Raw genomic sequence first — 20,364 nt, 5'->3', positions numbered from 1 at the left:
TTCTGTTTATTCGGCGGATCAGCGGACAGGCACTCCGCCTTATTCAGACGCCCTTGCCTGCTGACCGACGTCGATGCGCGCGGTCGCCGCAAGCGACTGGCGATAGCGCTTCATATCGACGACGGCGCCGCCGCTACGCCTGGACGCCTCGGCGGCGAAGGCCATGAGGTGACTCTCTAGCGAGGCGGCCGCGGACGTCAGCGTATCGCGGTAACGTTCGTGCCGAAGATCGGAGAGGAATTGCCGCATGATTCCGTCGTCGCCGCCTTGATGGCCGCCTTCGCCGGCCGGAATCGGAATGACGGTCTGCGTCCCCGAGGCAAATTCGAACAGCTCGATGCGGCCGCTTAGCAAATCGCCGCGAATCTCGCCCTTCGTCCCCATGATCTGGACGGTGCGGTTCATATCGCGCGTGAACCCGCACATGCTGAACACGACAGTGACGCCATTCTCGAATTCCATCTGAACCGTTTGATGATCCACCACGTTATTATCCGTCCGATAGACGCATTTGCCATAGGGGCCTTCCAGGATGGCTTGCATGCGATTCGCCTCGGTCGGCGGATCGGCGATCAGCGCCGCGAATCGGTTGATCTCCGGATCTTGCATATAGAATCGCGGCGCCGAATACGGACAGGTCGCCTCTGCCTGGCAGCCATCCGTACAGCGGTCGGTCGAGCCGGCGGGCGCCTGGTCGAGCCGGAAGTGGCCCAAGGATCCGAAGGAGCTCACCTTCGCGCAGTCGGCATCGACGATCCATCGGATCAGGTCCATGTCGTGACACGACTTCGCCAAGATCATGGGACTGGCGATCGCGTCATTTCGCCAGTTGCCGCGGACGAAGCTATGCGCATAATGCAGGTAGCCGACGTTTTCGTTGTGCTGCATGGACATGACGTCGCCGATCCTGCCGTCTTGCACGAGCTGCTTCACGTTTTGCCAGAACGGGGTGTAGCGCGAGACGTGGCAGATCGAGAGCAGGCGGTCTTCTTCGCGCGCCGCGCGTTCCATCTCGACGCACTCCGCCGGGTTGTGGGACATCGGCTTCTCCAGCAAGACATGATACCCTTGGCGGAGCGCGGCGATCGTAGGCTCGTAATGCATCTGATCTTGCGTGCAGATGAGGACCGCATCGCACAGCTTGGGCCGGCTGAGCAGCTCTTCCCAGGTGGCATACAGCTGCTCCGAGGTCAGGTTGAACGCTTCCGCGAATCTCGTTCTTCGTTCTTCATTCGGTTCGGCGACCGCGACTACCTCGACCTCGCCGGGGGACCGTCGCACATACGGCATGTAGGACAAGAAGCCTCTGGCTCCTGCGCCTATGACGGCTAATTTTATCGTCCTCATAGCAACCTCTCCCAACAGAAGCGTTTAGATTTTGCGGTACCACGGCAGCCGCGATAGCGGGGCGCTCACTTCGACTTGAAGCGGGCCTTCGACGACGCTGCCGTCATCCCCTTGCCATCGGCCTTCCGGGAATTGAATTCTGCGAGAAGTCTGCCCCTTCTGCACAACCGGAGCGACCAGAATGGAGTCGCCAACCATGAACTGATCCGTCACGGCATGGAAGCCCTGCTGCGGATAAACGAACTCCAAGCTGCGCAGGATCGGCAGCCCTTCTTCGGCGGCTTGGTCGGCCAGTTCGGCTAGCGCGGGACCCAGCTCCGATCGGATGCGTACGGCGTCCATGCACCAGGACAACTCTTCGCCGTTCAACACGCGCCACGGCGCCATGGAGAACTGCATCGCCGGGAATAAAGCCGAGCATTGGACGAAACGGACGAATAGCTCGGCATCAAAACGGAAATGAGGCGAGTTAATGTCTCCGTCCATCCCGCCGCCGACCATATCCGGACAGTTGTAGGCATAGCCCATCAAGCCCTGCGCGATCGCGTTCGGGATGAGACCGCTAAGGCCGGTCGCGGCATCCCAAGAATGCGTCTTGTCGCGCTGCCGCTGAATGAGCGCCTGTCCGCCGAGCTTCCAGCACATGCGCAGTTCGCTAAGCGGGTATCCGATTCCGAGGCGAGCGTAAGCTTCGCAATCTTCCATGGGACGGACAGGGAGCGACCATGCGACGGGTTGCGTCACGTCATGCAGCAGATCGGGCAGGATCGGTTCGCCTGCATCGAGCTTGAATCCATCCACCCCGTAATCTGCCGCGAGCCGGTCCAACTGCTGCTTGAACCAGGCGGCTCCGGCCTCGCTCGTATAATCGACGACCGCGCTGTACCCGTTCCACCATCTCCGCAGCACCGGCGTGCCATCCGCATGCTTCATCAACACGCCTAAGTCGCGCAATTGCCGGAATTTGATGCTGTCTGGACTTACGTACGGGCACACCCAGAGCATGATTTTGAACCCTAATTCGTGCAAGGACGCGATCATCCCGGCGGGATCGGGGAAGCGATGCTTCTCGAAATCCCATGTGCCGTAGTCCTGCATCCAGTTGTCGTCGATAATCAACACGCCCGGAGGGAAGCCGTTCTCGATAATCGATCTTGCGTAATGAAGGAGTTTCTCCTGCGTCGGCTCGTAAAACATCTCCACCCACGTGCAGTATTGCGGGGCCATGAAAGCCAGCTTGTCGGGCGTAACGCCGGAAGGCGGAAACTGGGCTTGGCAGGCATGCCGGTAAGCGCCTTGAAGGGTGCCGTGTCCTTCTTCGATGACGAGCTCCCCGCCGTGATCGATCGTCAGTGTACCCTCGTTAACCGAGAAGGCGAACGGCTCCTCGCACCACACATACCTCCCCAGATTAGACAACAGTAAAGGAGAGGCTTGATTATCGTCCGTTACGCGCAAATCGCGCGAATGCGGGCGGTTGCCGAACGGCATCGCATGTCCTTCGTTAATTACGCCGCCCCACCACAATTCTCCGGGCTTTCTTGGCAATGAAGTGATCGTCATCGCAGACACTCCTAACGTTTTGTGAAATAATTTGCGCAATTATTTACTCACAGTATGAAACAATGTGAAGCGGAATGCAAATCTTTTTCATCTTAATAATTGGGCATTCCATCTTAATAATGGGGCATTTCAAGCGGGTATGCAGTTCCGATACAATGAAAATGTAACGAGGCACGGTGAGTTGCAAACTGTGTTTACGCAAATTTTTGCTCAAACGACCTATTAGGGGGATGTCAAATGGGGAAAAGAAACAAGTTTTCATTGCTAATGGTCACGGCGCTCGCTTTGGTCACGGCCGCATGCGGCAACAACGCCGACAACGCGCCGGGTAATAATCCAACCAGCAACGCAGGGAGCGAGACGGACGGCTCCAAGAAGAACGTCACGCTGACCTATTCCATCTGGGATAAAATCCAGCAGCCGGCTATGGAAGCGATCGCGAAGGAGTTCACGGCCGAGCATCCCGATATTAAGGTCAAAGTAGAAGTCATCCCATGGGGGGATTACTGGACCAAGATGTCCGCCGCCGCTCCATCCGGGACATTGCCCGACGTCTTCTGGATGCACGGCGGTCAATTCGTCAAATACGCGACGGGCAAATTCCTGGAGCCGATCACGAGCAAGGTGCAGGCCGGCGAGATCGATCTGAATAACTACGCGGCCGACCTGGCTTCCATCTATACGCTCGGCGGCGAGAACTATGGCGTGCCCAAGGACTTCGACACGATCGGGTTGGCGTACAACAAGGAGCTGTTCGATCAAGCGGGCATCCCATATCCGGACGATACGTGGACGTACGCGAAGCTGGCCGAGGCGGCGAAGCAATTGAGCCAGCCGGACAAAGGCATCTACGGCTTCGGGGCGAAGCTCGATACGCAAACCGGCTATTGGAACGACATCCTCGCCAATGGCGGCAGCATTCTGTCCGACGATATGAGCAAATCGGGGTATGACGACCCGGCCACGATCGAAGCGCTGAAGGCTCGCTACCAAATGATTCAGGATGGCGCTTCGCCGACGCATCAGCAAATGACGGATACGGAAGCGACCGAGATGTTCAAGTCCGGCCGACTGGCAATGATCTTCGACGGCTCGTGGCGGATCAGCGACATCGACGGCAGCGAAGTGATCAAGGGCAAATGGGATTGGGCGAAGCTGCCCGTCGGCAAGGAGAAACGCGGCAACATCATCAACGGCTTGGGCAACGTCATGTCGGCGGCCGGCAAGAACAAGGCAGAGGCGTGGGAGTTCCTCAAGTTCCTCGGTTCGAAGCGGGCGGCGGAAATCACGGCGGAGATGGGCGCGGCGATTCCGGCGTTCAACGGCACGCAGGACGCTTGGCTGAAGTCGAGACCGCATCTGAATTTGAAAGTATTCACGGAGCAAGTCGCCGATGCGATTCCATATCCGAGCGGTTCCCTGGCGTACCCGGTCTGGTTCGCGAAGGAACCGGAGATCATGTCCCAAGCGTGGGGCGGCGCCATGCCGGTCGAGGAAGCCGCGAAGAAAGTCGCCGAGATGATGAATCAGGCGATCGAAGAAACGAAGTAAACGTTTTGTGCTTGTTCGGGGAATTATGCGACCATTCATGTCGTTATTAAAAACGTAAAGCGTGTCCGCGAGAGCGGACGAAAGCGAAGGTCAGCACGAAGTCTCGTCAAGGGCGCGAAGTGACAGGTTCAAACCCCGAGGCGAACCTTCTCGAACGAAGCTCGAACAACAGCTTTGTCCCTTAGGACGAAGCGGGCTCATCGCGAAAGGACACATCAAGGACGGCCGCGTATCGAGTCACGCTTATTAGCAGAGTCCAGAGGTGAACGTTTTTCGGAGAAAAACGACTTCGGAAGCACATGCTTAACCTTCTGGTTCCCCTCGGCGGAGGACAATGCTGTCAGGTTAAGGAAAAACGTCCGGTGAAGCCACCCGGGGCCCATAGTTGACGGGTTTGTGTTTTAGGACTGACTTTCAAAACCCGCTGAAGCTTTGTCCGTCAGGACAAAAGCGTGCCACACTCCAGCCTTCCCGCCGACCGCGAACAAACATGCCAGCACGAACGAGGGAGTCCAGAGGGCAAAGCCCTTTGGAGCCTCCTCGGCGGAGGAGGTGGGAGGAGGGAGCAACAAAAGCGCGGTCAACGGGGCGCAGCCCTTCTTAAACTACAGCATTGGGCTTGGGGGCGGTAAAGGAAGGGGATCCTGAAGGGGCGAAGCCCCTTGTCCATCTTAAAGATTCGAAGGGCGTTCTCGGGAGACCGAGGCGTCCTTCAATAGATAGGAGTGGTTAGATTGAATGCCAGAAGCAGATATGCATGGGCCTACTTCATGATCGCGCCGACGCTCATCGGCACCTTGGTATTCTGGGGTTGGCCGGTGGTCCAATCGATTCTGCTCGGATTCCAGCAGTCGGAGAATTTCGGGCTCGTCAATCGTTGGGTCGGGTTCGATAACTACGCAAAGTTATTCCGCGACGAGGAGTTCTGGCAGAACCTGCGCAACACGTTGTACTATGTCGCGCTGTTCGTGCCGGTCACGCTGGTGCTCTCGACGATCTTCGCCGTGCTGCTGAATACGAAGATAAAAGGCTTGTCCGTGTACCGCGTCATCTTCTTCCTGCCGCAAGTGACGATGCCGGCGGCCGCCGCGATGGTGTGGGTCGTCTTGTTCGCGCAGGATTTCGGTCTGATCAACCATATTCTCGGCACCCGCATGGCGTGGCTGTCCAATCCGAATTATGCGATGTTCGTGCTCGTCATCGTCGGCGTGTGGGGGGCGATCGGCATGAATATGCTGCTCATTCTCGCCGGCTTGCAAGGCATCCCGAAGTCGCTCTACGAGGCCGCCGACATCGACGGCGCCAAGCGGTTCAACAAGTTCCGCTACATTACGATTCCGATGCTGACGCCGACGCTGTTCTTCACGAGCATTATTTTGCTGATCGGCGCCACGCAGATTTTCGACTCCATCTATCTCATTATCGGGAAGACGAACGTCGCGCTGCCGGCGGTTCGCTCGCTGGTCTATGCCTATTACCAGAACAGCTTCGTCTACTTCAATCCCAATTACGGCGCCGCCATTATCAACGTCCTGCTCGTCATAAACCTGGTGCTGACCGGAATTCAATTTGCGTTTCAGAAAAAATGGGTCGTCTACGACTAGGAAGGGGGAACCGCCATGCAGCTCTCATCGGCCAGGAAAATCAACTGGGTTGTTCACGTTATACTCATTATCAGCGCCGTCGCGATGCTCGTGCCCTTCGTCTGGATGGTGCTCACTTCGCTGAAGACCACGACGGAAGCGACGCAAATTCCGATCCGGTATTTGCCTAGCGCCCCCAGCCTAAGAGGTTATATCGAGGCGATCAGGCAATCGGCGTTTCCGCATTATTACTTGAATACGGTGTTTGCGGCCTTTATGAAGACGGTGTTTCCGGTTATTTTCAGCTCGATGGCGGCTTACGCCTTTGCCCGGATCAAATTTCCGGGAAGCTCGATTCTGTTCGTCTTGATCCTCTCGGTCATGATGGTGCCGAATCCGGTCTTCTATACGCCGCAATATATGATGATGAGCGACTTGGGGTTGGTCAACACCGTGACCGCGCTGTGGATCACCTCGCTGATCAGTCCGTTCGCCACGTTCCTGCTGCGGCAGTTCTTCCTGACGATCTCCAAGGAATTGGAAGAAGCGGCGGTGCTGGACGGCTGCAATCCGTTCCAAATTTACTGGCACATCATGCTTCCGCTGGTGAAGTCGGCGCTGGTCGCCATCGTCATCATTCAACTGCAATGGGCGTGGAACGAACTGCAGTGGCCGCTCATTATTAACAGCTCCCCCGAGAAAATGACGCTGTCCTCCGGCATCGCGACCCTCGTGTCCATGTTCGGGACGGATTATCCGGTGTTAATGGCCGGCGCCTTCATGGCGGTCGTGCCGATGATTATCCTCTTCTTCATCTTCCAGAAACAGTTTATCGAAGGCATCGCCTTCAGCGCGCACAAAGGTTAACGAGCGAGGCAGGAATCCGGACGTTCAGAAAGTCCGGATTCATCTGCTGCCGGTCGGGCGACGGCCGATCGCAATGAGGATCGTTCAGATTTGATAACGCTTACAAATGAAGAAGAGGAGGATATCGATGAATCCATTATCGATGCGAGGTAGCAGGAAAGCATCCATTCAGGTGCTGCTCATCGCTTGCTTGTTCGTAAGCACGTTCTTCGGGCATGCGGCAAGCTTTGTCCATGCGGACTCGGAACCGACCCGCGTGCCAACCAGTCCATACCCGAGCCCGGCGGTGGATAGCACGCTGAGCAAGCATGACTTGGTCTACGCCCCGAGTCCGCTGGACAATCCGTTGAAAGGCTTCGCGCCATTCTATCCGTGGGAAACGAAAGACGCCTTTCCCCACAGCCTGGAATGGGTGTATGTCCCGCTGAAAGCGGTAATGAACGGCCCTGACGCCTACACCTTCGATACCGGTCTGGAGCCGGCGCTCCAGGCCATCGCGGCACGAGGGAATCAGGCGGCGATTCGGGTCTATCTGGAGTATCCGGGCAAAGAGGACGCCATACCCGACTTTATTCATCAAGGCGGCGTTGAAATGCGTCATAACGATACGTTCGACCAAGATGAACCCGATTACGACGACCCGCTGATGGTGGCCTCGTTGACCAACTTTGTTAAAGCCTTCGGCGCCAAGTACGACGGGGATCCGCGCATCGGGTTTATTCATATGGGCCTCGTGGGATTGTGGGGGGAGTGGCATACGTACCCCTATGACGAGGATACGGCGGATGGGCTGCCGAACTACATGCCGAGCGCCGAGACGATCGGAGCGATTTTCTCCGCCTACGATACGGCATTCGACCGCACCAAGCTGGAGGTCCGCTATCCCGGCTTGCCCGGCGCATCGGCGTACAATATCGGCTACCATGACGATTCCTTCGGCTATAAGGAGGGCAGCCCGCCGCAGAGCGTCACGCAGCCGGAGAGCATGGGCGGCGCCTACTATTCGTTCATGACCAAGATGCTGGAAGCCGGCTCGGAGAACAAATGGATCACGGAGACGGTCGGCGGCGAAGTGCGTCCGGAAATTCAAAGCAGCTTCTTCAGCGGCGGCGCGAACGTGGATGATGCCCTGGATGATATTGAACTGACGCACGCGACGTGGATGATCAACCAAGGCGGGATTAGCGGGTATAAGGCCAACGACGCTGCCGTTGCGGCAGGCGTCCGGAAGATGGGCTACGATCTGCAGGTGACGAGCGCCCATTATAACGATATCGCGCAAGGCGACCCGCTTAAGGTCGGCGTCACCATTCAGAATAACGGCGTTGCGCCCTTCACGTATCCGTGGCAGGTAGAGCTGGGCGTGAAGAATACGGCAGGGAAGCTTGTGAAGCAATGGGAGACGACATGGGATATGACGAAGGTGATGCCTTTGCAAATCCGAACGTATCCGGAGTGGAACGTGCCCGGCAATCCCGAGTACGTTTCTTTCGGCGAGCCGTATTATTTCGATACGTCGATTGCGGCCCCGGGCTTGCATGACGGGTATTACTATCTGGTGATGAAGGTGGTCAACCCGTTAGAGGCGATGAGCGACAAGGCGAAGAAGGTCGGATTCGCGAATACGGATCAAGACAAGGACGGTTGGCTCAATCTGGGGCCGGTGCTGATCGGCGAGTGCGCGTCTCCATGCTCTGCGCCTCCGACTTCGCCGCCGCCTCCCCGAAGCGGCTGCTCGTGGATAATTACGACGGGACGCCGGCGTGGTCCGGCAGCACGCAGAACGATCTCGGTCAATGGACCGGTTCTAGCGGGTTCGCCAACGGCGGCGGGGCGGGCGTCGTAGAAGACGGCGCACTGGCGCTGCAGGTTCAGAATATGTCGCGATTGGAAACGAACGTCGGCCGGAAAATCTCGGATACGGGGAAATTGGTCGTCCGGGTGAAAGGCGCCGCCGGCGGCGAAGAGAATAAGGTTAGCGTCACGATCGGCGGCGTCACGAGAACGATCGGCCAATTCAGCGGCGATACGATCACGACAAGCTACAAAGATTTGGTGATTGACTTGCCCGCTCAGGGCGTAGACCTGTCGCAGACCATCTGGAGCATCGCGATCGCGCAAGCTTCGTGGGATACGACGGGCACGATCTATATCGACGAAATGTACTTTACGGACAGGGTTGAATCCGATTCCGGTTCCGGCTCGAATCCCGATCCTGATCCGGGTTCGGCAAAGCCGGGGCTCATCGAGGATTTCGAATCCTATGCCAATGACGCGGCGCTGGGGCAAGCCTGGACGGAAGCGTGGTCGGACCAACCGGGTTCGGTGACCAGGGCGCTTGGCCAAGCGAGCGGGAGCAAAGGCTTGAAGCTCTCGGTCGCGAACGCGAATTCGGAGTGGTCGAACATCATCCGCGCCATTCCTTCGGATAAGAAAGATTGGTCCCGTTATGACGGGTTGAGCTTCTGGGTGAACAATGCGACAAGCGATAGTAAGGACTTCAGCTTGAACGTCGCGCTTCAGACGCCTGCGGCCAAAGGCGAGTTCGGATTGAAGGAAGGCGGGGCGGCTTGGACGATCGCGGCGGATGGGACGTGGCGCGCCGCGGCATTCAACGGAAGCTCGCTGCGCGTGCCGGCCGGATTCCAAGGCGTCGTCCGGATCGCTTGGGATCAGTTCGCGCAATCCGCCTGGCAGTGCGGCGGCGTGCAGGCCGACTGCGCGGCCGCGCTGAATCCGAGCGAAGTGACCGGTCTGCAGTTCGGGTACCCGCCGGCCGGCTATGCGCATAACGTCATTACGATTGACGACATCATGCTGTATCGGGCAGACAACGTGCTGGAGGATTTCGAATCGTATGCGGACGATGCCGCCCTGCAGACTATCTGGCGCGTCGATTGGGAATCCGGGGAACCATCCGCGCTCCGTACGGTCGACAAGGCGAATTACGCGAGCGGTAGCCAGGCGATGAAATTCTCGGTGTCTCCGCCTCCGGGCAAACCGGCATCCGATTGGGTCAATATCAAGCGCGCGGCTTTCACCGGTGCCGACTCGGATTGGTCCGCCTTCGAGGGGCTGACATTCTGGGTCCATAATACGTCGCCAAGCGGCAAAAATATGGAGCTGAACTTATCGCTCGCGACGGATGCGCCGAAGGGCGAGTTCTCGCTGAAAGCAGGCGGAACGGTGAGTTTCTACGATGCAGCCGATGGCTGGAAAGCAACCGTGCTCGGGGGAGGCTCCCTGTCGGTCGCGGCGGGCTACAAGGGGATGGTTCGAATCCCGTGGAGCGCATTGGCTCAATCCACATGGCAGGGCTGCGACGCTTGCGATGCGGAATTCGATGCGAGCAAGGTGCTGCAAATTCAATTCGGCTTCGGTCCGCGCAATCAAGCCGACAATGCGCTCAGCATCGACCAGATCGGACTATACGCGCTATCGGGCCGCACAAGCGGGTCCGGTGGGGGCACGACGACGCCTCCGGTTGACCATCCGAGTCCGCCGGCTTGGGCGACCGCGGCCGGAACGCATGCGTTGGCCTATCAACCTGCGCCGGTGGATAATCCGCTCAAAGGGTTCCTTCCGTTCTACGATGCATCGGAGGAGGCTTATTTCAAGGTTGGCGACGATTGGCGGGATCGGCCGACGCAGCTGCCTTACAGCTTGGAGTTCTTCTATTTGCCGCTCAGCAAGCTGATGAACAACATGGACGATTTTAATTGGACGGAGCTGGATAAAAGGTTGGCGGAAGTAGCGGCCAGAGGCAATCAAGCCGTATTCCGCGTGTATCTGGATTATCCGAACAAACCATCGGGCATTCCGCAATTCTTGCTCGATCAAGGGCTGAAGACGTACAACTATACGGAATTCGACAATGGCAAGGATGCGACAAGTCTCGCACCCGACTATAATGACGAGCGGCTATTGAGCGCGCTGGACAATTTCATCGGCGCATTAGGCGCGCGTTACGACGGCGATCCGCGCGTCGGCGCTCTCATGATCGGCTTGATCGGCTTCTGGGGCGAGTGGCATACGTATCCGTACGACGGAAATTTGAAATCGCCCAACCTGATGCCGACTGACGCTAACCTGAAGCGAGTGCTTACCGCCATGGACGATGCATTCGACCAAACGCAGCTCGTCTTGCGATACCCGAAGGACAGCAGCGACCTGAAAACCAAAACTTTCGACGTCGGCTATCACGACGATTCGTTCGCGTTCCAGACTCTCCCGCCAAGCTTGGGCGGACAAGGCTGGCATTTCTGGGGGAGAGTCAACGACGCGGGCGTCACGGATTTCTGGAAGAAGAACAGCATGGGCGGCGAGATGAGACCGGAAATTCAAGTGAAGATGTGGAACAACGATCCGCCAAGGTACAATGAACCGCAGACGCCGATCGAAGGGGCGCAGGGCGAGGATTACTACACGAGTCTCGGCTTGACCCATGCCTCCTGGCTGATCGCGCAGGGTATCTTCCAGACCCCGCTGGATGCGGCGCCGCTCGCGAGAGCGACGGAAGGTTCACGCAGAATGGGCTATGAATATCATGCCCCTGCCGCCTACCTGGACGCATCGGGTGGCAGCCTGAAGGTGGGCGTGGAGCTGGAGAACAGAGGCGTCGCGCCGTTCTACTACGACTGGAAGGTGGAGCTTGCCGCCCAATCGGGCGATGACATCGTACGAATTTGGACGCCGGATTGGGATCTGCGAGACATTCTTCCGAATACGAACGGTTTCGATCACAACAAGCTGTTCGAAGCGACGGCCAATCCGGCCTTAAGCAACGGCAGTTATCAAATTCTGATGCGCGTCGTGAATCCGCTCGAGCACCTCAATGCGGACGCCAAGAGGTTCCGCTTCGCCAATGCGGATCAGCAGGCGGATGGATGGCTGAATCTGGGCAGCGTAGAGGTAGCCAATAGTGAAGCGGAGGCTCCGGTACGAGTTGCGAACGTAACCTCGAATACGCCGGAACAAGTTCAATTGGCCCCGGGCGCAAGCAAACAGTTCGAGGTCGCCGTAGCTCCGGCGGAAGCGGGCAATACGAGGATCGTCTGGTCTTCGGCAGACCTTAAAGTGGCCTATGTATCGGCCGCGGGCTTGGTCACGGCGGTCGGCGACGGTCAAACGCTCATTACGGCGAAGTCTGCAGACGGCAATCTAACGAAGCAGTTCCAGGTGACCGTGGCATCCGGTTCGAACCCGCCATCGGGCGGTCCATCAACTCCATCTGCGACGCCGACGCCTGAAGTAACGGACGACGGGATCAAGCTGGGACAGGATGCGGCAAAGATCGTTCGCGCGACAAACGAGGATGGCGTAACCGAAACGACGGCAACCATCGACGGGAAGAAGCTTCAGGATGCGTTCCGCGCGCTTCGCAACCCTTCGACGACCGTGAAATCGCAATCGGTCATCATCGAGTTGAACAATGACGAGGGCAGCGTGAAGGTCAATATTCCGTCATCCGCGTTGGTGGATGCAGCCGCTGAACTTCCTGACGCATCGATCGTCGTACAGACGGGTTTCGGAAGCTACAAGGTTCCTGTCGGCGCATTAGGCTTGACGTCTGTAGCGAAGAAGCTCGGCGCGAGCGCCGAAGAGATGTCGCTAAGCATTGTCATAAGCAAAGTAGCGGGCGATATGGCGACTCGACTGTCCGAACAGGCTGGCAAAGAGGGGCTGACCTTGCTTGCCCTTGCGCTGGACTACCAACTATTCGCGCAAGCGAAAGGACAAACGACCGAGATCGCCAGCTTCGGCAGCGCCTATGTCGAACGAACGATCGTGCTGCCGGGAACGACGGATCCGACGACCACGACCGCGCTCCTCTTCGACCCGGATACGGCGACATTCCGTTTTGTGCCATCGATTGTTCACCGTAACGGCGGCAAGACGGAAGTGGTCATCAAGCGAAACGGGAACAGCATCTATGCGGTCGTCTCGGGCAAGAAGACGTTCGCCGATCTTGTTGGCCATTGGGCCAAATCGGATATCGAATTACTGGCCGCTAAGCGGGTGCTGAACGGGATATCGCTTCACGACTTTGCGCCGGATCAGCCGATTACGCGCGCCGAATTCACGGCCATGCTCGTTCGTTCCCTTGGCTGGCATTCTCCGGATACGGTCGCGGCGAACTTCAGCGACGTCGCCCAGAGCGATTGGTTCGCGGATGCGGTTGCAAGGGCGGCTCAAGCGGGAATCGTCGAGGGGGCCGCGGATGGCGCCTTTAAGCCGAATGAACGCATCACCCGCGAGCAGATGGCGGTGATGGCAGCCCGAGCGCTCGACGTCGTGAACCAATCCGTTCCGACAACCGAGGGTAGCCTCGAGAGCTATGCCGATCACGATTCCGTTAACGTATGGGCCAGACCCGCGCTGGCGAAACTGCTCGCCGCTCGCATCATCGAAGGAAAATCGGAGACGAAGCTCGATCCCGGTGCGGAGGCAACCCGCGCCGAAGCCGCCGTCATGATTAAGCGTTGGCTGCAGTTCGTCGAGTTTATCAACTAATCGAGGAATGGAACAAGGAGCACATGAGGCTAGCATTCATGTGCTCTTCTTCTATGCTTCCCTCATATTCACTTGAATGGAATTCATGTAAACTAGCAAGAAAGACGCCATGGCGAAGGAGGACGCGCTAGAAGATGAAATCGGCTGTAATCGGGGTCGTTGCAGTACTTGTCGTATCGCTCCTCTACATCCTATACAGTCCCTATATAACCCCCGAGTTATCGAACTCGCCAGGGGGTCAAGATGTCGCCACGGCGGATCGGCAAGCGGATGAAGCGTCGGCATCGTGGGTCACCTTGCGGATGATCATGCCTGGCGATCAGTCGGCGCGCATGGGCGACTTCGTGGAGAACGAGTTGAACGACCGATTGAAGAAAGAGTTGCAGATCAAGCTTGAATTGACCTATATCCCGTGGTCGAATTATCAACAAAAATTGGAGCTCGCCTTGTCCACCGGCGAAGAGTACGACTTATTCTGGTATGGCGCGCCCTTCGTCTCGGTCTATCATACGAAAGGTTATATTCAACCTCTGGATGCGCTGCTCGATCAATACGGGCCGGATCTCGTCCGGCATATTCCCGACGAGAACTTCAAGCAGAACCGGATCGACGGGAAGCTGTGGGCGATTCCGTCGCAAGCGTTCACGTCCGCCGGCAAATTTTCTTCGGTTATGGTCCGCCAGGATTTGCTGGAGAAGGTCGGTCTATCCGAAATAACGTCCATCGCGGATTTGGAGCGCTTTTACGACAAGGCGCATGCGATCGATCCGAGTTACTATGGCTATTTGGAGACCGACCGCGGGCATGAAATGCTGTGGCGTGAATTGACGGATCGCAACTACTCGTCCTTGGATGAACGGATGTTATTTATGGTCGACGAGGATTCCGGGGAGATGCTGAGCTACGTGGAGTCGGAAGTGTACGGGAAAGTCGCGCGATTGCGCGAGTCGTGGGTGAAGAAGGGAATCATCGACCAGAATCTCGTGGGCAATCCGGCGGCGAAGATCGATCAGGAGAACGCGGGCAAACTGCTCTTCCGCGTCGGCGCGGTGTCCAGAGCGATGGAGAACCTCCAGACGGCGCGGAGCGCCGATCCGAATGCCCGTCTTCGCGAGTATTATCTGGCCGAGGGGAAGCCGAAGTTCATCACGACTCCGAGCAATGAAGCCTTTATGATTACGGCCGCATCGAAACATCCCGACCGCGCGATGATGTTCATGAACTGGATTTTGCAGAGCCAAGCGAATTACGACTTTATGATCTATGGGGTGGAGGGCAAGGATTACGAGCTGGAAGGCGGCAAAATCAAACAGTTGACCCCTGACCCGCTGATGTACGAATGGATGTGGCGAAACAAGGACTACTTCATCGCGCCCGCCGGCGTGGAGGACGACGTGATCCGCGATATGCTGACGAACGACGAGAACGCGCGCATCTCCAAACTGTTCGGATTTCACTTCAACGAGGCGTCCGTCAAGAACGAGATGGCGCAAGTCATGGCGGTGTATAAGGAGAAATTCGAGCCCATCAACTTTGGCCTGGCCAGTTATGACGCGTATTACGAGGATGCCCTCAAGGTGCTCAAGAAGGCGGGGTATGACATCGTATTCGCCGAATTGAAGAAGCAGTTCTCGGCATTCAAGCGTCAACGCGAAGCAGGCTGATCCGTAGGGGAGAGGACGATCGATCATGAGCCGTTTCAGCATATTCACCAAGCTCCTAGCCACATTGTTAATCCTGCTGTTCCCGATTCTGCTCTTATTCTCGATGTCGAATCGGACGAGCACGGAGGTGTTGACGGACGAAATCATCAAGGTGAAGCGATACCAGATGGAGACGTTCGCCGACCAATTGGATCAGTTGTTCTTCCGGTTGGATACGTATAAGAAAATGCTGTACGAAAGCACGGATGTCCGAAACTTGGCCTATCCCGACCTCCTGGATGACGTATTGGACAAATATCGCATCAACCGCACCGTCTCCGAAGAGATCAACCGGCTGGCCGGATACGGCGATTGGAAAGCGGTGATCGCGGTGCTCTATCCGCGTACCGGCATCGTCATCAAGAGCAACTCCAACTTGAATGCGCTTCCGGATGAGCTGCCCGCGCGCGATACGTTCTGGCAGTATTATTCCGATCCGGCAGAGGATTATTTTATGGGCATCTTGTCTTATCCGGAGAACTCCGCGGAGTCGGGGGAGGCGCATATGCGGGTGGTGCTGAAATTCGGCGTCGCGGCTTTGCGCAGCGCGTTATCCGAGTTTAAGGCGAACGGCTCGGGCGACCCGTTCTTGTATCTTCCGGGCGCGGACCCGATCTATAATTATTCCGTCCATGTAGATCAAACTAACGAGTTTCTGCCCCGGCTGCAGGCGATCGATCCCGCGAGGGAAAGCGGATATATGATGCTGGAATCCGGTCAGACGCGATTTCAGGTGCATTATCAGAAGCTGGAGTCGCTCGGCTGGTATCTGGTCGATTATGTGCCCATTAGCCAGATCATGGCGCCGATCAGCCGGAACCAAACCATGTTCTACGTGATCGGCGGCATGCTGCTGTTCATGGGGGCGTACCTTGCCTTCGTGATGTATCGGAATATCCAGATCCCGTTCCGGAAGCTGATCCAGAACATGAATTTGATCGAGAAAGGCATCTACTCGATTCGGATGACCGATAAGCCCAAAGGCGAGTACCGGTTCCTGTACGAACGATTCAACGCCATGGCGTCCAAAATCGAAGAGCTGATCGAGGATGTGTACAAAGAACAGCTCCGGTCGAAGGATGCGACGCTCAAACAGCTGCAATCGCAAATTAACCCGCATTTTCTATACAATACGCTGGCGTACATCAAGAGCATGATCGAGCTTAAGGAGAACAAAGCGGCTATCTCGATGACGATGAACCTGAGCAAGTACTATCGCTACACGACCAAGACGGGGAGTAAGATGGCGCGGCTGCAGGAGGAACTCGACTTAATCCACTTCTATCTGGACATCCACTGCATGCTGCGCGACGATTTTGAGTTCACGATCGAGATCGAGCCGCAGATGGAAGACTTGGAGGTACCGCGATTAATCGTCCAGCCGCTTGTGGAGAACGTCATTCTGCATTCGTTCGACCAGCAATCGGACTATGGCATGATTGCCATCCGATGTTGGCGAACGGGCGACATGAACCATGTGGCGGTCGAGGATACGGGGGGCGGTATTGACTATGCGGCGATCGAAGCGATCGGCAAGAAGATCTACTCGAACAACGAAGAGATCGAATCCGGGCTGAAAAACGTCCATCAACGGCTGCGTCTTCTGTACGGCGGCGAATCCGGCTTGAAGCTGAGCAAATCGAAATTAGGCGGACTTTGCGTCGAATTATGCTGGAGCGGCAGGGAAAGCGGGTCTTGATTGCAGGTATGGGAAGGAGGGGGAAGGTTGTACGAAATCTTGATCGTGGACGACCACACGCATTTGGTCGACAGTCTGGCGATTGCCCTTCCGTGGGAGCAGATGGGAATCGCCAACGTGTATAAAGCGTATTCCGGCGAGGAAGCGCTGGAGCTGCTCAATTACCGTTCCGTCGATATCGTGGTGACGGATATTCAGATGAACGGCATGACCGGCCTTGAATTGATCGCCCGCATCAACGAGAAATGGAAGAACACCAAGGCGGTCATTATAACGGGCTATGACGAGTTTCAGTATGCGAAGGAAGCCCTCCAGCAGCAAGTGTGCGATTACTTGTTGAAGCCGGTGTCAAACGAGGAATTGGAGCAGACTCTTCGCCATCTGATCGAACGGATTACGGAAGAAGGCAAGGAGCTGCTGGACCAGCAAAAATTCGCGTACCGGTTCCGCGAAAGCTTGCCTAAATTAAGAGAAATGTTCTTGTTCGATCTGCTATCCGGCAAAAAATACCCGCGGTCGGATTTGCAAGACAAGCTGCAGCTCTACGGGCTTCCTTTCGATGCGGAGCGGGAGGCGATCCTCGTATGCATGCGCGTGGAGGAGGATTACGCGAATACGGATCTATATAGTCTCTCGTTGATCGAGTATGCGATGTTCAACATCGTCGAAGAGGTGTTTTCGAAGCGATTCCATGTCATGTACTGCAAAGATTCGCATGATTATTTGATATTCCTCGTGCAAGCCAAACCGATGGAAGCGGCGGATACTGACAGCGCCGCGACGATCGAAGACTTGGCCCGGCTCTCCCAGCATCAAATCAAATTGTATCTCAAATCGAAAGCGTCCCTCGTCCTCAGCAGCTGGGGCGAATTTCCGGCAGACGTCCTGTCCATGTACCATGCCGCGTTATCGGTCTATACCGATTATATCGGCTATCAGACGGAGAGCTTCTTTCATGTGACGCAGCAGAAAGAAGCGCCTGATATCCGGCCGCTCGCGGAGCTGTATCGGTCCCAGACGTTCATGGAGCTCATCGATATCGAGCAGTGGACGGCCTTCGAGAACAAGCTGACCCGGATCTTCGACGAGCTGGAGCGGACAGGCGGCGGAGCCCGCGAATACGGGGTGGAGATCTACGTGACCCTGCTGCAAGCCTACTCCTATTATTTGCACAAGAAGGGCAAGCGGATCTTCGAAGTGTTCGGCCGCGATATCGAGAAGATGCTGAGAATGGATGCCAGCTGGAGCGTTGATCCGCTGAAGGAATGGGCGTTCGCAAGCTTCGTCCAAATCAAAGCGTACAGCGACAGCCGTTCGGACAATATCCGTTCCGGCTTGATGGAGCGAATTCGCCGTTTTATCCAAAAAAACGTGAAAGACATCACGCTGCAAGCGGTCGCCGATCATGTCCATCTCCATCCCGTCTACGTGTCCAACTTATTCAAACAAGAGACCGGCGAGAATTTCTCGAACTACGTGCTTCGCCTTCGGATGGAGCGAGCGGTGGAGTTGTTGAAGGACACGGATTGGAAAATCGTCCAAGTCGCGCACGAAGTCGGCTATCAGAAGCCGCAGTATTTCATTAAGCTGTTCAAATCCCACTATGGGTTGACGCCGCAGGAGTTCAAGAACGGCTTGTGAGCATCGTTTGGCGGGTAGGAAGAACCCGAAAATGAACGAAAGCGGATGTTGTTTGCATGCAGAATATACCATGTCTCAAACCGGGCTAAAATGTACATATTAAACTTAAATCCCGCATATCTTCCGCCGTTCATAGGTGTTTGCCTGAATTCATGTTATAATGGAGTATTCCGATCGATCAGGAACCAGAGAGGAAACCGTTATGAACACATTTGAAGACTGGAATCAGAAAGTGAAAAGGACGTTTAACGCAACGAGCATCGAAGAAGTATTAACCGTTACCGAGGCAGGCGCGCTTCTTGGTCTTTCCAAAGACCAAATGAAAGTGTTCGTGGATAAAAATAAACTAACCAAAGTCCCGATCATGAGAAGCGTTCATCGCTACCTGCTGCTAAAGAGTGAAATCGATGACATTGTAAAGAACGGGGTCGTTTAATAAAACGCGCCCCCGCATAGGTCGTTACAACCTTGATAATTCCATATGATTGTTTGAGCGAATGAATCCTTTAGCGTTGTGGATCAGGAAGCAATAACCAGAGCATACTAGGCCTGTATCAATTGCTATCGCGGGGCAAATGTGTTAAGATTAGTTTATTGGAATTTTGACCTGAATTCACATATCGCAGAGGGTTAACGTTTTGATTGCGTTTTTTAACCTTGTGCAATATGTGAATTTTTTATTTGTAACCGAATAAGAAGGTCATGTAAATTATGGAGGTGTTTCTATGCAAACAGGAACTGTGAAATGGTTTAACGCGGAAAAAGGCTTTGGTTTTATCGAGGTTGAAGGCGGCGAAGACGTATTCGTGCATTTCAGCGCGATCGTCGGCGACGGCTTCAAATCGTTGGATGAAGGCCAACGCGTCGAGTTTAACATTGTTCAGGGTAACCGTGGACAGCAAGCCGAGAACGTCGTAAAACTGTAAATGTCTTTCTGATCCCCGAACTTATCGTTTGGGGATTTTATTTTAGAAGCGTTAGAAGCGACAACAGGCAGACCTGATTAATTTTAAGGGGGAAGATCCAATGTGCGCGTGGAATAAACCGCTGGAAAATTTACCGGAAGAATTGACCATGATCTGGTCCTGTACGAATGCAGGCTGCAAAGGCTGGATGAGAGACAATTTCTCGTTCAAAGAAGTTCCCGTATGCTCGCAATGTAAATCGCCGATGGTGAGCAGCGAGCGAAGCCTGCCTATTCTGATGTCGTCGGATACGCAAGTGAAGCAGTTCAGAAGGAACCAGCAAAAAGCAAAAGCGGCGGAGTAACGCCTCTGGCAGGGAAATCCACAACCGCGCGAGGGTGTGGATTTTTTTGCGTTTACAGGCCAAGCAGGGGAAGGTGTTTGCGGGCCTCGTACGCGAGCGACGATGCAATACACTGTTTTAAGCGATCGACGGGGATGTGATCGTGTTCGGCGAATACGATGGCCCGATTGCCTTCAAAGTTGAACGTATCGCTGAAGAGTTCGCGGAAGGTACCGACCAGCTTGGTGTTGCAGTTGAAATACATGGCGTACTGATGCGGGCTGGATGGTTTCCAGTGGATTCGAATGGTGCTTCCGCTTGGGGGGACGTAACTGGGTTCGCCCCATTTCAACGTCTCTTCCAGAGGGGCGATGCCTTCCATCTCGGAGGCCGTATCCAGAATCAATTGGCGCAGCACGAACAACCTCGTTCGAATAGGTATCGGATACCGGTCGAACACGGCGGCTACCCTCGGATTTTTGATCATATCCATTCCGGACGCTTCCTCTCCTGATTTTGCCTGGCTCGCAACCCGTTCTTTTTCGGGGGACGGCGCAATACACTATTGGCGTAACGCGATATCGATTTTTCGCTTGTCCGTCGTTCGAATCGCCAACCGAACAGCTCATCGCGACATGTCGGACATACA

At 55.8% G+C, this 20,364-nt stretch carries 14 protein-coding genes; 11 read left to right on the top strand and 3 right to left on the bottom strand.

Going from position 1 to position 20,364, the window contains the following annotated elements; translation table 11 throughout:
• Window positions 1-39 precede the first annotated feature (39 nt).
• Window positions 40-1,347 carry a Gfo/Idh/MocA family protein gene (locus tag BCM02_RS31885; protein WP_148933181.1) on the bottom strand — a complete coding sequence of 436 codons (1,308 nt, stop codon included), beginning with the start codon at window positions 1,345-1,347 and terminating at the stop codon, window positions 40-42.
• Between the two features lie 24 nt (window positions 1,348-1,371).
• A complete protein-coding gene (locus BCM02_RS31880) occupies window positions 1,372-2,910 on the bottom strand; it encodes a glycoside hydrolase family 31 protein (protein WP_148933180.1) in 1,539 nt (512 codons plus the stop codon).
• Between the two features lie 237 nt (window positions 2,911-3,147).
• On the opposite strand from BCM02_RS31880, the gene BCM02_RS31875 reads away from it, so the two are divergent.
• The 11 genes from BCM02_RS31875 (at window position 3,148) to BCM02_RS31825 (ending at window position 19,736) form a co-directional block, all read left to right on the top strand.
• Complete coding sequence (locus BCM02_RS31875) at window positions 3,148-4,461, top strand: ABC transporter substrate-binding protein (protein ID WP_148933179.1); 1,314 nt, start codon at window positions 3,148-3,150, stop codon at window positions 4,459-4,461.
• Window positions 4,462-5,195: 734 nt separating this feature from the next.
• On the top strand, window positions 5,196-6,065 hold the full coding sequence (locus BCM02_RS31870; protein ID WP_148933178.1) for a carbohydrate ABC transporter permease: 870 nt from the start codon (window positions 5,196-5,198) through the stop codon (window positions 6,063-6,065).
• A gap of 15 nt (window positions 6,066-6,080) precedes the next feature.
• Complete coding sequence (locus BCM02_RS31865; protein WP_148933177.1) at window positions 6,081-6,911, top strand: carbohydrate ABC transporter permease; 831 nt, start codon at window positions 6,081-6,083, stop codon at window positions 6,909-6,911.
• A 127-nt stretch (window positions 6,912-7,038) separates the two neighbouring features.
• Window positions 7,039-8,757, top strand: a complete 1,719-nt coding sequence (locus BCM02_RS36210; RefSeq protein WP_246183647.1) for a DUF4832 domain-containing protein — start codon at window positions 7,039-7,041, stop codon at window positions 8,755-8,757.
• 32 nt (window positions 8,758-8,789) lie between these two features.
• Entirely contained in the window at window positions 8,790-13,424 is a 4,635-nt protein-coding gene (locus tag BCM02_RS31855) for an S-layer homology domain-containing protein (protein ID WP_342791376.1), read from the top strand.
• A gap of 134 nt (window positions 13,425-13,558) precedes the next feature.
• Window positions 13,559-15,088 carry an ABC transporter substrate-binding protein gene (locus BCM02_RS31850; RefSeq protein WP_148933174.1) on the top strand — a complete coding sequence of 510 codons (1,530 nt, stop codon included), beginning with the start codon at window positions 13,559-13,561 and terminating at the stop codon, window positions 15,086-15,088.
• Window positions 15,089-15,113: 25 nt separating this feature from the next.
• Window positions 15,114-16,826 (top strand): sensor histidine kinase, encoded by a 1,713-nt coding sequence (locus BCM02_RS31845; protein ID WP_148933173.1) that lies wholly within the window; start codon window positions 15,114-15,116, stop codon window positions 16,824-16,826.
• 27 nt (window positions 16,827-16,853) lie between these two features.
• Window positions 16,854-18,467: a response regulator transcription factor gene (locus BCM02_RS31840; protein WP_187434520.1), complete on the top strand. Its 1,614-nt coding sequence runs from the start codon at window positions 16,854-16,856 to the stop codon at window positions 18,465-18,467.
• 202 nt (window positions 18,468-18,669) lie between these two features.
• Window positions 18,670-18,903: a helix-turn-helix domain-containing protein gene (locus tag BCM02_RS31835; RefSeq protein ID WP_148933171.1), complete on the top strand. Its 234-nt coding sequence runs from the start codon at window positions 18,670-18,672 to the stop codon at window positions 18,901-18,903.
• Window positions 18,904-19,192: 289 nt separating this feature from the next.
• Window positions 19,193-19,393, top strand: coding sequence for a cold-shock protein (locus BCM02_RS31830; protein ID WP_148933170.1), 201 nt, complete (start codon window positions 19,193-19,195; stop codon window positions 19,391-19,393).
• A gap of 100 nt (window positions 19,394-19,493) precedes the next feature.
• Complete coding sequence (locus BCM02_RS31825) at window positions 19,494-19,736, top strand: cold-shock protein (RefSeq protein WP_148933169.1); 243 nt, start codon at window positions 19,494-19,496, stop codon at window positions 19,734-19,736.
• Between the two features lie 52 nt (window positions 19,737-19,788).
• Here the strand turns inward: BCM02_RS31825 and BCM02_RS31820 are convergent, their stop codons facing one another.
• Window positions 19,789-20,208 (bottom strand): DUF1801 domain-containing protein, encoded by a 420-nt coding sequence (locus BCM02_RS31820; protein ID WP_148933168.1) that lies wholly within the window; start codon window positions 20,206-20,208, stop codon window positions 19,789-19,791.
• Window positions 20,209-20,364 lie beyond the last annotated feature (156 nt).

The organism is Paenibacillus methanolicus, assembly GCF_008124765.1.
GTDB lineage: Bacteria > Bacillota > Bacilli > Paenibacillales > Paenibacillaceae > Paenibacillus_Z > Paenibacillus_Z methanolicus.
This window is presented reverse-complemented; position numbering and strand designations above follow the sequence as displayed.